Here is a 13,241-nt window from a genome sequence, read left to right as displayed (position 1 = left end):
AGTGGTCGTCGCAACACCCCAGTTCAAGGGGTGCGATGGACGTCGAGAGCGGCAGGGTACGGAAGCGTCCGGGGCATGCTCCTTTGATCCATAAACGGGAGGAATACTTCCGGCTTGTGGATCAAGGAATGAGCTTCGCGGAGGCCAGCCGGATTGTCGGCATCAACCTCCGCACAGGCAAGCGCTGGCGAAACGGCCGTCATGCCTCTGGCGGCCGGAAGGCGGTACCACCGGTCAACGCGGTGGTACCGCCTTCCGGCCCGTCCCGGTATCTGTGCGAGGCCGACCGCATCCACATAGCCGACCGGCTGCTGGAGAAGGCCACGGTCCGCGCCATCGCGGCGGAGCTGGGCCGCAGCCCGTCCACCGTCAGCCGTGAGATCCGCCGCAACCGGCATCCGGTCAACGGCCAGTACCGGCCTTATGCCGCCCAGGTCCGCGCTGATGCCCGCCGGCCCCGGCCCAAGACCGGGAAGATCGGGCAGAACCCTGCCCTGCGGGACTTCATCCAGGCCCGCCTGGCCCTACGGTGGAGTCCCGAGCAGATCTGTCAGGCTCTGCGGGAGAACTTCCCCGAGCGGCCGGAGATGCACGTGGTCCACGAGACCGTCTATCAGGCCCTCTACGTCCAGGGCCGCGGCGAACTCCGCCGCGAACTCACCCGAGCCCTGCGCACCGGACGTACCCGCCGCAAACCGCACCGCCAGGCCCAGCACCGTCAGGCCAGGTTCTCCACCCCGATGATCATGATCGGCGAGCGCCCCGCCGAGGCCGACGACCGGGCCGTGCCCGGCCACTGGGAAGGCGACCTCATCATCGGCAAGGACAGCGGCTCGGCAATCGGCACCCTGGTCGAGCGCGCCACCCGCTACACGATGCTGGTGCACCTCCCCGACGGCCGCAGCGCGGAACGCATGCGCGACGCCCTGGTGAACACCGTCCAGAGCCTGCCCGGCCACCTGACCCGCTCACTGACCTGGGACCAGGGCGCCGAGATGGCCGCCCACGGCTCCTTCACCCTCGCCACCGACATCCCCGTCTACTTCTGCGACCCCGCCAGCCCCTGGCAGCGCGGATCGAACGAGAACACCAACGGCCTGCTGCGGCAGTACTTCCCCAAGGGCACCGACCTCTCGGTCCACCCCCGCGAGCACCTCAACGCCGTCGCCGCCGAACTCAACGGCCGCCCACGCAAAACGCTCGGCTGGGAAACCCCAGCCGAGCGCCTGCATAAACTGCTCACGGCCTGATCAAACCAACCCAGTGTTGCGACGATCCCTAGAAACCGCCGTCCGGCCGGGGGCCCACGGTCCTCGTCAGCGCCGGGCGGACGGGGTGTTGGCCTCGGTCACGTTGACCGCGGCCCAGGCGCGGTCGACGGCCTTGTACTCGGCGCTGTCGGCGCCGTGGATGTCCGCGGCGGCCTGGAGGGTGGCCTTGCGGGCGTCGTGGAAGTCGGACGTCGAGACCATGTACCGGGTGAGCGCCCGGTAGAAGATCTGCTCCGCCTTGTCCCGGCCGATGCCCGTCACCGACTGGCCGTCGTAGGTGGGGGAGTCGTAGGAGAACTTCCCGATCGTCTTCTTGCCGCTGCCCTCGGCGAGCAGGTAGAAGGCGTGCGAGGAGACGCCCGAACCGGCGTGCACCTCACGGTCGTAGGAGCCGGCGTCCCAGTAGTCGACCGTGCCCTCCAGCTTGTCCAGCGAGGGCTTGTCGAGGCGGCGCAGGAACTGCTGGTCCAGGCCGAGCTTCTCGCCGAGCAGGTAGTTCGGGGGGTTGCTCGCGTTGTTGGTGCGGAACTCCATGCCGGTGCCGAAGATGTCCGCGAACGACTCGTTGAGGGAGCCGGCCTCGCCGAACTGGTTGCCCTGCGCGTCCACCCGGGTCGGCTGGAAGTCGGCCGTGGCCGAGATGACGCCGTGGGTCAGCTCGTGGCCGGTGACGTCCAGGGCCACCAGGGGCTGCTTGAACGTTTCGCCGTCCCCGTCGCCGTAGAGCATGCACCAGCAGTCGGGGGACCAGAAGGCGTTGCCCACCTTGTTGCCGAAGTGCACCAGGGCGCGCGGACCGACACCGTCGTTCTTGATGCCGTTGCGGCCGAACGTGCCCTTGTAGTAGTCGAAGGTGCTGGTGACGCCGAACTGGGCGTCCACGGCGGCGCTGGTCGGGTCGGAGGCGGTGCCGTTGCCCCAGCGGTTGGTGCTGTTGGTGAACGCCTTGCCCTTGGTGAAGGTCTCGAGCTCCTGGCCGCTCGCGGTCCGGGTCTCGGCGCTGCCGCGGCTGAGGTCCTTGAGGGTGAAGGCGCTGCGCGCCGTCTGCGTGGTGACCAGCGGGACGGTGCCGACGAAGATCGAGGCGCCGTTGCCGTTCGCCTGCGCGGGGTAGGTGGCCGCGGCGCCGGAACCGGCGGTCCGCGGCGTGGCCGCCGCGCCGAGGCGCGGGGCGGCGGTGCGGCCCTTGGCGCGCAGGGTGTCCTTGAGCTTGGGGGAGATGAACGCGTCGGTGAGCGGGGTGGTGGCGAGGACCTTCCCCGAGACGGCGTCCACGGTCACCGCGCGCAGGGCGCCCTTCTCGGCCGCGCGGCCGCCGGTGACGGTCACCCGGTAGGCGAGGACGGACGTGCCGCCGGTGGCGTCCACCACCAGCTCGGTGCGGCCCGCCGTGCCCTTGACCGCCTCGGCGGCCTTGGCGGCGGCCTGACGCTCCGTCAGCTCCGGCGTGACGGACTTCAGGGCCACCTGGTGGCGCGCGGCCCGGGTGGCGCCCGCGTAGCCGCCCTTGGCGTCGAGGTGGACGACGAGGTCGCCGCCGACCACCGGAACGCCCTTGTAGGCGCGCTCGAACCGGACGTGACGCTTGCCCTCCGGGTCGACCAGGGAGTCCTTGACGGTCAGCGTCTCCTGCGGGCCGACGCCGGTGTCCTTGGCGTGGGCGACGGCGGCGGAGCGGGCCGCCCGCACCACGTCGGCGCCGGCCACCTGGGAGGCCGCGGAGCCGGGTCTCGCCGTGGCCACCGTGGTCGTCGTGCTGTGTGCCGTGCCCGTCGCCGGGGCGGCGACGGCGCCGCCGGCCATGGCCGCCGCCGCGGCCACCGCGACGGCGACAGTCAGTATTCGGCCGGGGGTTGTGGGGGATGTACGCACTGTTCAGCGCCCTTTGCGTCATGACGGCCCGGGGTGGCCGGGCCGCTGGCGGGGGGCGGTGCTGTCACTCGTGCACCGCGGGACCCTGTGGTCCCGGGCAGACTGTGCAGCGCTTGGCATGCTCATGGAAAGGCTGTTTACACGGTGTTCACATCAGTTGATCAACATTTGACATGAGATCAACGGAAAGTGAATGGCGGGCAACAGGATGTCCGTTCGAAGCGCAAGACCGCTCAAGAGGGCGGCGGGTTGCGCGAGTTCGGCGACCGTTCAGCATGTGGGACGGTCGGTGACGCGGTGCGTGTCGGTGGTGACGCGGTGGATCTCCCGCGCCTGTCGCGCCTGTTGATACGCGGCTGGATACGCGCCGGATGTCACGTCCCGGCCGTCACGCCTTGTTCCTCACGCCCCGGTCGTCACGCGCGGTGCGGCCACTCGTCGCCGGGGACGCGGACGCCCTCCGCGCGCAGCCGGCGGGCGATCCGCTCGGCCGCCACGTACACCCACGCACATACGGTCTCGCCCCGCTCGGTGCGCACCGCGCGCACCACCCGCTCGTAGAGGTTGCCGGGATCCCCGGGGCGGTGGCCCTCCAGCGCGTCGAGGGCGGCGAGTACGACCGCGTGGCCGGCCGGGGCGAGCGTCATCAGCTCGCCGTGGATCTCACCGGCCGGAGCGGTGACCGCGAACGGATAACCCGGGCCCTCGTACAGCACCGCCCCCGCCAGCCGGGCCGGGACCTCGGCGGCCGTCCGGCCGCGCAGGAACGCGTCGTAGTTGACGCCGTCGCGGCGCAGCGTGCCGTAGACGAAGACCGGCAGCGGTGCCTCGTCCCCCGCCATCCCCGCCTCCCTCCCGCCGTGCCCCTCCGGCCCGTGCCCCTCCGGCCGCGCGCCCGGTCAGCCTAACCGGCTATCCGGCGCCGCCCCGCGGCCGCCGGGCGCGGGTGAGCGCCTCGGCGAGCACCCCCGCCGTCGCCCCCGCGACCAGACCCCACAGCGCTCCCCAGCCCAGCAGCAGCGGCAGCCGGGGGTGGAGCCGGACCTCCCCGCCGAACGCGTCGAGGTCGCCCATGCCGAACAGCGACAGCCCGTAGCGCGCCGAGATCCGGGTCAGCAGGCCGACGGCCACCAGGGCCACGGCCAGGGCCGGGGCCAGCCGGACGGCCTGCCGCCACCACGGCGCGGGGAAGCGGCGGGCCGTCAGGAACGCGGCCGCCGCCAGCGCGAGGGCCGCCACCAGGGCCAGGACCCACGCCCGGTCGTCGTACCGGCCCAGCGAGGCCAGGTTCACCGTCGCCGTACCACCACCCGGCTCCCGCAGCACGGCGGCGAGCGCGTAGGGCACCGGGAGCCCGATCGCGTCGGGCACGTTCCCCTCCCAGGCACCGCCGAGGCCGATGCCCAGGGCGAGCCAGGCGAGGTTGGGCAGCCCCAGCAGCAGGGTGGCCGCGGTCTCCGCCGGGTGCCCCCGGGTGCACAGCGTCACCAGACCCACCACCAGCCCCAGCGCGACGTAGCCCAGCAGCAGCCCCAGCACCGCCCGCACCGGCGGGCGCGCCGCGTCCTGGAAGCGGCGCAGCGGGGGAGGGAGCGGGGTGCGGCGCGCGACGAGGGCGATGATCACGTACAGCGCTAGCAGCCACAGCAGCCCCCGGCCCAGGGTGGCCGCCACGTCCGCGCGGAACCCCACCTCCGGCCGTACGTCCAGCGCGTCCCCGATCTCGTCCAGCAGCCCGCCGCCCAGCCCGATCCGGAAGGTGTGGCGCGCGGTCAGCGCCGGGACCAGCAGCGCCGGGACCCAGAGCACCGCCACCCGGGCCGCGCGGGCCGCCAGTTCCCGCCCGTCCGGCGGCGGCCCGTGGCGCGGCGGCCCCAGCGGCCGCAGCACGCCCGCCGCCAGGGCGAGCGCCCCGGCCAGCGACACCGACAGCGGCACCACCGTGAGCGTGGCACCCGTACGGCCGAAGAACCCCGCGCCGCCGGTCAGTTCCACCGTCCCGCCCACGGCGGCCACCAGGGTCGCCGCCAGCACGGCCGGGAACGCCCCGGACGGCAGGCCGCCGGCCCCGGCCGCCCACAGGCCCAGGGCGGCGGTGGCGACCATGGCGGCCACGGCGGCGGCCACCGCGCCGAACGCCTCCGCCCACGCCCGTACGGCCTCCCCGGAACGGGACCTCGACTCCTGACCCACGCGCGCTCCTGCTTCGGACGGACGGCGGCTGACCTCCCCATATGGCTCGAACCGTACGCCCCGGAACCGATTGCCACCCCTCTGCGGGGGCACTAGGGGGAAGCGGACGTCCCGTTTGCGGTGAGCGAGGTCCCGGTACACACAATGAAGATCTGGGGTGGCGCGAAGATGACCGACGGCACTGACAGCAGTTGCCCCGACCACGGGAGGCAGGCCCTGTACGAACGGCCCTCCCCCGGTTCCCGGCGGACCGCGCTCGCGCCCGCCGGGCCCCGGCCCGCCCCGCCGCCCGCACCACCGCGGCGCCGCCTCTTCGCCCGTACGGTCGTGGCACCCGCCCTGCTGCTCACGGCGGCCGTCGTCTACAACGACTGGCTGCTGGAGTTCCCGCTGCCCACCGGGCTCGACCCGCGGCACTCCTACGTCAGCGAGCTCTACGCCGCCGACCAGCGCTTCCACCTCCTCTTCGGCGCCGCGGAACTCCTCGCCGCCGCCCTGGTGGTGGCCGGCGCGCTGCTCGCCAGGGACCGCCGGGCGGGGCCGGTGGCCGAGGCCGGATGGTGGTGCCTGGTCGCCTTCGGGATCTGCTCGGTGGCCGACGTGATCGTGCCGATGCGCTGCGCCCCCTCGGTGGAGGCCGGCTGCGAGGCCGTCAACCCCTGGCACACCGCCACCAGCGCCCTGGTGCACGCGGCCCTCTTCGGCTCGATGTTCCTGTTCACCGTCGCCGCGGCCCAGGCCCGGTGGCCCGTCCTGTCCCGCTGGACCCCCTGGCTTCCGGCCGCCGCCCTCGCCACGGCCGTCTCCACGGTGGGCCCCCTCTTCGGCCACCCGGGCTGGCACGGCGTCCCCCAGCGGGCGCACCTGGCCCTCGTCGGGGCCTGGTTCGTCCTCCTCGCGGCGGAACTGCGCGGGCCGGTGGGGGAGCGGGGCGGGGCGCCGGGGCTGTGAAGCGGCGGCGCGGAGCCGCGCCGTGAACGCCCGGGCGCCGAGCGGGTGGACATGCCGGGGGCGGGCGGACCGGTCCGTGCCGTAACGGCCGGGACCCCCCTTGGCCGGCCGCCGTGCCGTACGGGCATGATGCCGCCATGGTGGCAACATCCCCGGACCGGCAATGCGTCGCGATCACGAAGAAGGGCTACCGGTGCCCTACCGGCACCGCCCGACCCTCGGGTCTGTGCCACGTCCATGACCCGGACCTCCAGTGCGGGTATCCGACACGGAGGGGGCGGTGCGGGGTGGCCACCGGCGGCGGCCCCTGTACGACGCACCGCCGGGAGCCCGGCCCCGGCCAGGAGGCCCTGCCGGGGGCACCGGCACCGGTCCCCGGCCCGGCACCGGACCCCGCCGCGGAACCGGACTACGCCGCGCCCATCCCGCCGGCCCTGGCCGCGCGGACGCTGAACCTCGGCTGAGACGCGCGGCGCCCGCCATGCCCCGGCGCCCGCCATGCCGCGGCGCCCGCCATGCCGCGGTGCCCGCCTCGTCCGGTGACGTCGTCGTCCGCGCGGCGGCCGAACGGCGGTCTCGTGCGTGACGGTATCCGCCAACTATGTTGGGCGCCGCGGTGATTCGCTCCGCCGTGTGCGTGCGGCGTGCGGTCGTCGGGCGGCCGCCGCGTCACGGCGTCCGCTTCTCTGTCCGGAGGATTCCGATGCGTACAACGGCACGTGCGCGACGGCGGCGGTCCGAGCCGTCGGACGACGACGAGCGCTTACTCGAGGAGCTCGGCTACACCCAGCAACTGCACCGGCGCATGGGCGCCTTCGGGAACTTCTCCGCTTCCCTGTCGGTCATCTCCATCATGTCCGGAACGCTGCTGCTGCTCGGTTACGGCCTGAACAGCGGCGGTCCCGCGGTGGTGGTATGGGGGTGGCTCGCCGTGGGCCCGCCGGTGCTGTGCCTGGCGGCGGCGCTGGCCGAGATCACCTCCCGGTACCCCACCAGCGGCGGCCTGTACTACATGGCCCGTCAGCTCGGCGGCGAGCGGTGGAGCTGGTACACCGGCTGGCTCAACCTGCTGGGGCTGCTCGGCGGGATCGCCGCCCAGGACTACGGCATCGCGACCTTCGCCGGCGCCTGGGCCAACCTCCAGTTCGGCTACGTGCCGACGCCGGGATCCCTGCTGGCCGTCTACGCGATCGTCCTCGCTCTGCACGCCGTCCTGAACCTCTTAGGCACCCGGCTGATGAACGTCCTGACCTCCCTGAGCGCGTGGTGGCACCTGGCCGGGGCCGTCGTCATCATCGGCGCCCTGACCCTCGTCCCCTCCCACCACCGGCCGGCCGGCTTCGTGTTCACCGAGTTCACGAACAACACCGGCTGGTCGAGCCCTGTTTACGTGGTCCTGCTGGGCATGCTGCTGCCGTGCTTCGCCCTGGCCGGCTACGACACCTCCGCCCACCTGAGCGAGGAGACCACCGGCGCCTCCGTGGCCGCCGCGCGCGGGATCGTCCGCTCGGTGGCGGTGTCCTGGGCCGCCGGCGGCGTCCTGCTGGCCGCCCTGCTGTTCGCGATCCAGGACTACGCCGGGACACTGGGCAGCGAGACCGGAGTGCCGGTGGCACAGATCCTGCTCGACGCCCTCGGCGTGGCGACCGCCAAGGCGCTGCTGCTGGTGATCATCGGCGCGCAGTTCCTGTGCGGCTACACCGTCACCGCCGCCGCCAGCCGCATGATCTACGCCTTCGCCCGGGACGGCGCCCTGCCCGGCTCGGCACGCTGGCAGCGGGTCAGCCGCCGGACGGTCATTCCGGCGAACGCCGTCTGGCTCGCCGTCGCCGTCGCCTTCGTCCTCGCCCTGCCGTCCCTGTACTCCGCCACGGCCTTCTCCGCGGTCACCGCGATCTCCGTCGTGGGCTTCACCCCCGCCTACGCCATCCCGGTGCTGCTGCGCCTGCGCCACCGGGGCCGGTTCACCCCGGGGCCCTGGCACCTGGGCCGCTGGAGCCGGCCGATCGGCTGGGTGGCGGTGGTCTGGGCGGCCGGGGTGACGGTGCTGTTCCTGCTGCCGCAGTCCAGCCCGGTCACCGCGGAGACCTTCAACTACACGCCCGTCGCCCTGTCGGTGGCCCTGGTCCTGGCCGCCGTGTGGTGGCGCTTCGGGCGCCGCTCCTACGGTGTGCCCCGCTCCGGCGCCGCGCACGCCCACGGGCGGATCGAAGGGGCCGAGAACGCCGAGAACATCTTCTGACGCATATGGAGGCACCGTGACCGTTCCCGCGGAGTCCATCGAGTCCGTACGGCAACTCACCGCCGTCTGGCGGGCGCTGGTGCTCGACCGCGACGCCGGCGCGGACGTACGCGACCTGCCGGGCATCGCCGTGCGCTGGGCCGACAGCCGGTTCGCGTTCTGGAACTGCGTCACCCTGACCGAGGCGGAAGCGGGAGCGGACCCGCTCGGACGTCGGCTGGGCCAGGCCGCGGACATCATGCGGGCCAAGAAGCACCCGGGCTATCTCTGGCTCTTCGAGGACCTTCTCGACGACGAGGCCCGCTCCGTGCTGGAGAAGACCGCGGAGCAGGTCGGCCTCAAACACGCCTTCTCAGGCACCGGCATGGCCGCCGACCTGCCGTCCCTCGCCGAACCGGCCCATCCCGACCTGACCTTCGCCCGCGTCCGCACCGACGAACAGCTGCGGGCCTACGCCGACCTCCAGTCCCGCGCGTACGGGTTCCCCTTGGAGGAGGGCCGCGACGGTCTGGCCGGTTCCGCCCTCTGGAGGAACGGGGTGCACGCCTACCTGGCCGCGCGGGGCGACGAAGCGGTGGCCTGCGCCGCCACCGTCGCGGCGCGGGGGCGCCTGCACGTCGTGTTCGTCGCCACGGACCCCCGGTGGCAGCGCAGGGGCTACGGCGAGGCGGTCACGCGCAAGGCGCTGTACGAAGGCGCGCGGGCCACCGGACTGACCCGCGCCACGCTGCACGCCACCGCCGCCGGGGCCCCCGTGTACCCGCGCATCGGGTTCGAGGCGAACACACGGATCCACTTCTACTTCCACGGAGGGAAAGGCTGATCCGGCGGGGTGAGACCCGGCTCACAGCGCGGGGGATGTCACGCCCCGGGGGGGCCGTACCCCTCTCAGGGATGAGCACCACGGAGGGACCCGCAAGGGCGCCGGGGAAACGGCGTCCGCCCGAGACCGCACGGTTCCCGCCGGCGCGTCGGACGCCTGGGCGATCCGGTGCGGCGGCGGCCGTGCAGCCCCGCCCGTCGCCCGTGCGCCGGGAAAATCCCCCGTCACCCAGCGCGGGGTGGCGGGCGGGGCGTTCTTCACGCTTTTCGCTTCGTTGTTCACCCGGCCGCCGGCGGGGCCGCGTACCGGCACGCCTCGGTCGTCGACGACCCCGGGGAACCGCCGGCCCCCGCCGGCACGGCCGTGCGGCCCCCGGATGCTCCCGGGGCCCGCACGGCCCCGCCGCGCGCCGGCCTGCCGCACCGGGCGGCGTAGGTGATGTGGACGGCGTAGGCGGCGTTCCGGCCGTGCGCGCCGCGGCCTAGGCGTCGGCGGCCCGGCCGGACAGCGGGCGGACGTCCGCCGCCGCCTCGCCGGACGCGCGCTGCGCGGGCGGCCCCGGGCGCTTGCGGCCGCGCCGGTCGATGAGCGACAGCAGCGGGCCGGTCATGGCCGTGGTCACCAGGGCCATGACGACCATCAGCGAGTACAACGGCCCGTCCAGCAGCCCCAGTTCCATGCCCACGCCGAGGATGACGAGCTCGGTCAGGCCCCGGGTGTTCATCAGGGCGGCCAGGGTCGCCGACGGGCCGCCGGCCAGGCCCTGCGACCGGGCGCCGAGATAGGTGCCGCAGAACTTGCCGCCTATCGCCACGGCCAGGATGGCCAGGAGCTCGACGACGCCCTGCGGCCCCACGCCCCGCAGGTCGACCTTGAGGCCGGCCACCACGAAGTAGACCGGCAGCAGCAGGGCCGTCAACTGCTCGGTCCGGCCCGCCAGTTCCTCCCGTACGCGGTCGCTGCCCTCGCGGGGCAGCGCGGCGCCGAACAGGAACGCCCCGAAGATGTAGTGCATGCCCATGGCCTCGGTCGCCGCGGACGACAGCAGCGCGCCGGTCACGGCGACGGCGAACGCGCGGGAGGTCAGCGCGCCGTCCGGCCCGGCGGGACCGAGCGCCCGGCGCAAAACCGGCCGCAGCAGCACCAGGGCCGCGATGAACGGCAGCAGCAGCGCCGCCCGCCAGTGCCCCTGCCCGCCCGGCCCGCCGACGGCCGCCTGCACGGCCGCCAGCGCCGACCAGGCCACGACGTCCACGACGGCCGCCGTCGCCAGAGCGAGTCCCCCGGTGTCCGTCCGGGCCAGTCCGCGGTCGGTGAGGATCCGCGCCAGGACCGGGAAGGCCGTCACCGACACCGAGAGCCCCACGAACACCACGAACGCGGCCCGCTGGTCGGTGGGATGCCCCCGCAGCAAGTAGAAGGCGAGCCCTAACCCGAGGGCGAAGGGCACCAGCGTCGAACCGAGCGCGGCACCGGCCGTGACGCGGGTGCGCCCGCGCAGGGCCCGGTGCTCCAGCTCCAGTCCGACGGTGAACATGAACAGCGCGACGCCGATGTTGGCGAGCGCCGACAGGAACGGCCGTACGTCCGTGGGAAACAGCCGTCCGGCCGGGGCCGCGCCCAGCAGGCTCGGCCCGAGGAGCACCCCGGCGAGGATCTCGCCGACGACGGGCGGCTGACCCACCCGCGCGGCGACGGCGCCCAGGGCGCGGGCCAGGACGAAGATAAGGGCGAGATCGAGGAATAGCCATTGGATGTTCTGGCTCGTCATGCACGTTCCCCCGTAGTCATACCGTGCGGTGAGTGGCTCGCGGGCCAGGCTACCCACGCAGGGTGGCGCCGAGAACGCCTGTCGCACAAGACTGGGGAAATTCCGGAGCGTTGGGTAAGGGGAAAATCCGGGTGGCACCGGGGTTTGGACGGAACGGTGCGCAGAACGGACGATCGCCGGGTGGCGGACGTCGGCACGGTCGCGGAAAAGTGAAATACCGCCGGAATGCGGGCGGTAGGAACGGGCCGAGTCGGGGCACCTCGGCAAAGTGCCGTGCGGGGAAGCGGAATTCGCCGGGCAATACCCTCGCGGGGGATAGGGGAACGAGCCGGCGCGGTCCTCCCGTCGCCCTCTCGGCCAGCGCCGGTCGTCGTCTCCGCCGGAAAAAGGAGGGAATCGCTCCCCTTTGTTTCCCGGCCGGTAACGGAGGAGGCGAGCGGGCTCTCCGCCACCGCGCCGGGGGCGCGGTGCGGTGCCTACGCTGGACGGGAGCGGACGGAAGGTTTCGCCGGAGGTTTCCACCGCCCCCGCCCGGACAGGCGTACCGACCAAGCGATCACTTCGACAGGACCGACCAAGCGATCACTCGACAGGGGAGGCCCGATGACCAAGAACCCCCAGCAGAGTGCCCTGCGGCGCAGTGGCAAGGGCGCCACCAGCCAGGACTCCGCCGCCGCCAAGGCGGACCTCGACCGCAAGGTGGGACCCGGCGGCCCGGAGCGGGCCCACGGCACCGACAAGGGCACCAAGGGCGGCGGCCGCGGCGGCGGCGTTCCGCCCGGCCAGCGGCCCGACCATCCCTGAGCCCCCCCGACACCGGAGACCCCCCACCGGAACCGGAGGAAGGAACGCCACGGCCATGCAGCGGCAGAGCGACAAGCACAGCCCCAAGAAGGACGACCAGCTCAAGAAGGAGTTGCGGGCCCAGACCCGCACCGGCCGCCCCACCCGCTCGGAGGAGTGGCGCGAGCCCGAGGCCCTGACCCGCGACGAGGAGACCTCCCCGGAGCGGCGCCCCGGCCGCGACACCTGACCCGCCCCCACCGCGGCGGCCGGGCCCGGGGAACCGTCCCCCGCCCGGCCGCCGCCGTACGCCCGCGTCACCGGCCGCGCACCGGGGCGCCCCCTCACCCGGACGGCGTGCAGCGCGCGCGACGCGCCGCGGGCCGGGGTCCGATGAGGGCATGCCGCACCCGGGACCCCCGCCGCCCGTCGCCCCGACCCCCGTCCGCCCGCCGTCCGGCGCGCCGCCGAGGATGTGGGCGCGCTGCCTGGGCGGGGGACTGGCCCTGTGGCTGCTGGCGGTCCTCGTCACCTGCGCCACCCAGAACACCAACCTGCTGCCGACTCTGATCCTCCTCGGCAGCTTCCTCGTCCCCGGCTGCTTCGCGCTGTGGGCCTGCGAGCGGTACGGGTCCGAGCTCGGTGTCGGACTGCTGCTCGGCTGCTTCGTCGTGGGCGGGGTCCTCGGCGTCCTCGGCGCCTCCGTGCTGGAGTACTACCTGCTGTACCCCTCCGTCCCCCTCTTCCTCGGCGTCGGCCTGATCGAGGAGGCCGTCAAGGGGCTGGCGCTCGTCCTGCTCGTCCGGCGGCACCGCGCGGTCCGGGGGACGCGGGCGGGCCTGGTGCTCGGCGCGGCGGTCGGCTTCGGCTTCGCCGCGTTCGAGAGCTCCGGCTACGCGTTCAACGCCCTGTTCACCGTGCGCGGCACCATCTCGCTGCGCGGCCTGGTCGAGACGGAGGTGCTGCGCGGGCTCCTCGCGCCGTTCGGGCACGGCCTCTGGACGGCCATCCTCGGCGGCGCGCTGCTCGGCGCCCGCCGCGCGGACGGGCGGTTCCGGCTCACCGGCGGGGTGGCGGCGACCTACCTGGGTGTGGCGGTGCTGCACGCGCTGTGGGACGCGGTCAACGGGATCGCCGTCTGGCTCGTCTACCGGCTCACGGCCACCGGCGCCGAGCGCGCCCTCTTCGAGTTCGGCTACCTGCCGCGCCCCACCGACCGGCAGAAGCACCTCTACACCCTCTTCTCCGACGGCGGCCTGCTGCTGGTGGCGCTCGCCGGGGTGACCTGGCTGCTGTCCCGGACGCGCGCGGCCCGCCGCGGTCCTTGATCCGGCC

General features: G+C 73.9%; 12 protein-coding genes. 8 read left to right on the top strand and 4 right to left on the bottom strand.

Annotated features, from left to right (window positions below):
* The first annotated feature begins 128 nt into the window (after positions 1-128).
* Entirely contained in the window at positions 129-1,250 is a 1,122-nt protein-coding gene (locus K7I03_RS01730; protein WP_185946280.1) for an IS30 family transposase, read from the top strand.
* A gap of 66 nt (positions 1,251-1,316) precedes the next feature.
* Here the strand turns inward: K7I03_RS01730 and K7I03_RS01725 are convergent, their stop codons facing one another.
* The 3 genes from K7I03_RS01725 to K7I03_RS01715 all read right to left on the bottom strand — a co-directional run bounded on the left by K7I03_RS01725 (position 1,317) and on the right by K7I03_RS01715 (position 5,336).
* On the bottom strand, positions 1,317-3,074 hold the full coding sequence (locus K7I03_RS01725) for a M4 family metallopeptidase (RefSeq protein ID WP_221903479.1): 1,758 nt from the start codon (positions 3,072-3,074) through the stop codon (positions 1,317-1,319).
* Positions 3,075-3,559: 485 nt separating this feature from the next.
* Positions 3,560-3,985 carry a gamma-glutamylcyclotransferase family protein gene (locus K7I03_RS01720; protein ID WP_185945094.1) on the bottom strand — a complete coding sequence of 142 codons (426 nt, stop codon included), beginning with the start codon at positions 3,983-3,985 and terminating at the stop codon, positions 3,560-3,562.
* A gap of 70 nt (positions 3,986-4,055) precedes the next feature.
* Positions 4,056-5,336, bottom strand: a complete 1,281-nt coding sequence (locus K7I03_RS01715) for a streptophobe family protein (protein WP_185945093.1) — start codon at positions 5,334-5,336, stop codon at positions 4,056-4,058.
* Positions 5,337-5,504: 168 nt separating this feature from the next.
* Between K7I03_RS01715 and K7I03_RS01710 the strand changes: the two genes are divergently transcribed.
* The 4 genes from K7I03_RS01710 to K7I03_RS01695 all read left to right on the top strand — a co-directional run bounded on the left by K7I03_RS01710 (position 5,505) and on the right by K7I03_RS01695 (position 9,352).
* Positions 5,505-6,287 carry a DUF998 domain-containing protein gene (locus K7I03_RS01710; RefSeq protein WP_224346812.1) on the top strand — a complete coding sequence of 261 codons (783 nt, stop codon included), beginning with the start codon at positions 5,505-5,507 and terminating at the stop codon, positions 6,285-6,287.
* Positions 6,288-6,574: 287 nt separating this feature from the next.
* Entirely contained in the window at positions 6,575-6,751 is a 177-nt protein-coding gene (locus tag K7I03_RS01705) for a hypothetical protein (RefSeq protein ID WP_185945092.1), read from the top strand.
* A 239-nt stretch (positions 6,752-6,990) separates the two neighbouring features.
* The gene (locus K7I03_RS01700; RefSeq protein ID WP_185945091.1) at positions 6,991-8,529 is read left to right on the top strand and encodes an amino acid permease; all 1,539 of its coding nucleotides are present in this window, start codon (positions 6,991-6,993) and stop codon (positions 8,527-8,529) included.
* A gap of 16 nt (positions 8,530-8,545) precedes the next feature.
* A complete protein-coding gene (locus tag K7I03_RS01695; RefSeq protein WP_185945090.1) occupies positions 8,546-9,352 on the top strand; it encodes a GNAT family N-acetyltransferase in 807 nt (268 codons plus the stop codon).
* 481 nt (positions 9,353-9,833) lie between these two features.
* Here the strand turns inward: K7I03_RS01695 and K7I03_RS01690 are convergent, their stop codons facing one another.
* The gene (locus K7I03_RS01690) at positions 9,834-11,123 is read right to left on the bottom strand and encodes a cation:proton antiporter (protein ID WP_185945089.1); all 1,290 of its coding nucleotides are present in this window, start codon (positions 11,121-11,123) and stop codon (positions 9,834-9,836) included.
* A 603-nt stretch (positions 11,124-11,726) separates the two neighbouring features.
* Here K7I03_RS01690 and K7I03_RS01685 point away from each other — a divergent pair.
* The 3 genes from K7I03_RS01685 (at position 11,727) to K7I03_RS01675 (ending at position 13,234) form a co-directional block, all read left to right on the top strand.
* On the top strand, positions 11,727-11,927 hold the full coding sequence (locus tag K7I03_RS01685) for a hypothetical protein (protein ID WP_185945088.1): 201 nt from the start codon (positions 11,727-11,729) through the stop codon (positions 11,925-11,927).
* 55 nt (positions 11,928-11,982) lie between these two features.
* Complete coding sequence (locus tag K7I03_RS01680) at positions 11,983-12,156, top strand: hypothetical protein (RefSeq protein WP_185945087.1); 174 nt, start codon at positions 11,983-11,985, stop codon at positions 12,154-12,156.
* A 151-nt stretch (positions 12,157-12,307) separates the two neighbouring features.
* Positions 12,308-13,234: a PrsW family intramembrane metalloprotease gene (locus K7I03_RS01675; protein WP_185945086.1), complete on the top strand. Its 927-nt coding sequence runs from the start codon at positions 12,308-12,310 to the stop codon at positions 13,232-13,234.
* The last annotated feature ends 7 nt before the right edge of the window (positions 13,235-13,241 follow it).

It is taken from the genome of Streptomyces mobaraensis (assembly GCF_020099395.1).
Lineage (GTDB): Bacteria > Actinomycetota > Actinomycetes > Streptomycetales > Streptomycetaceae > Streptomyces.
This window is presented reverse-complemented; position numbering and strand designations above follow the sequence as displayed.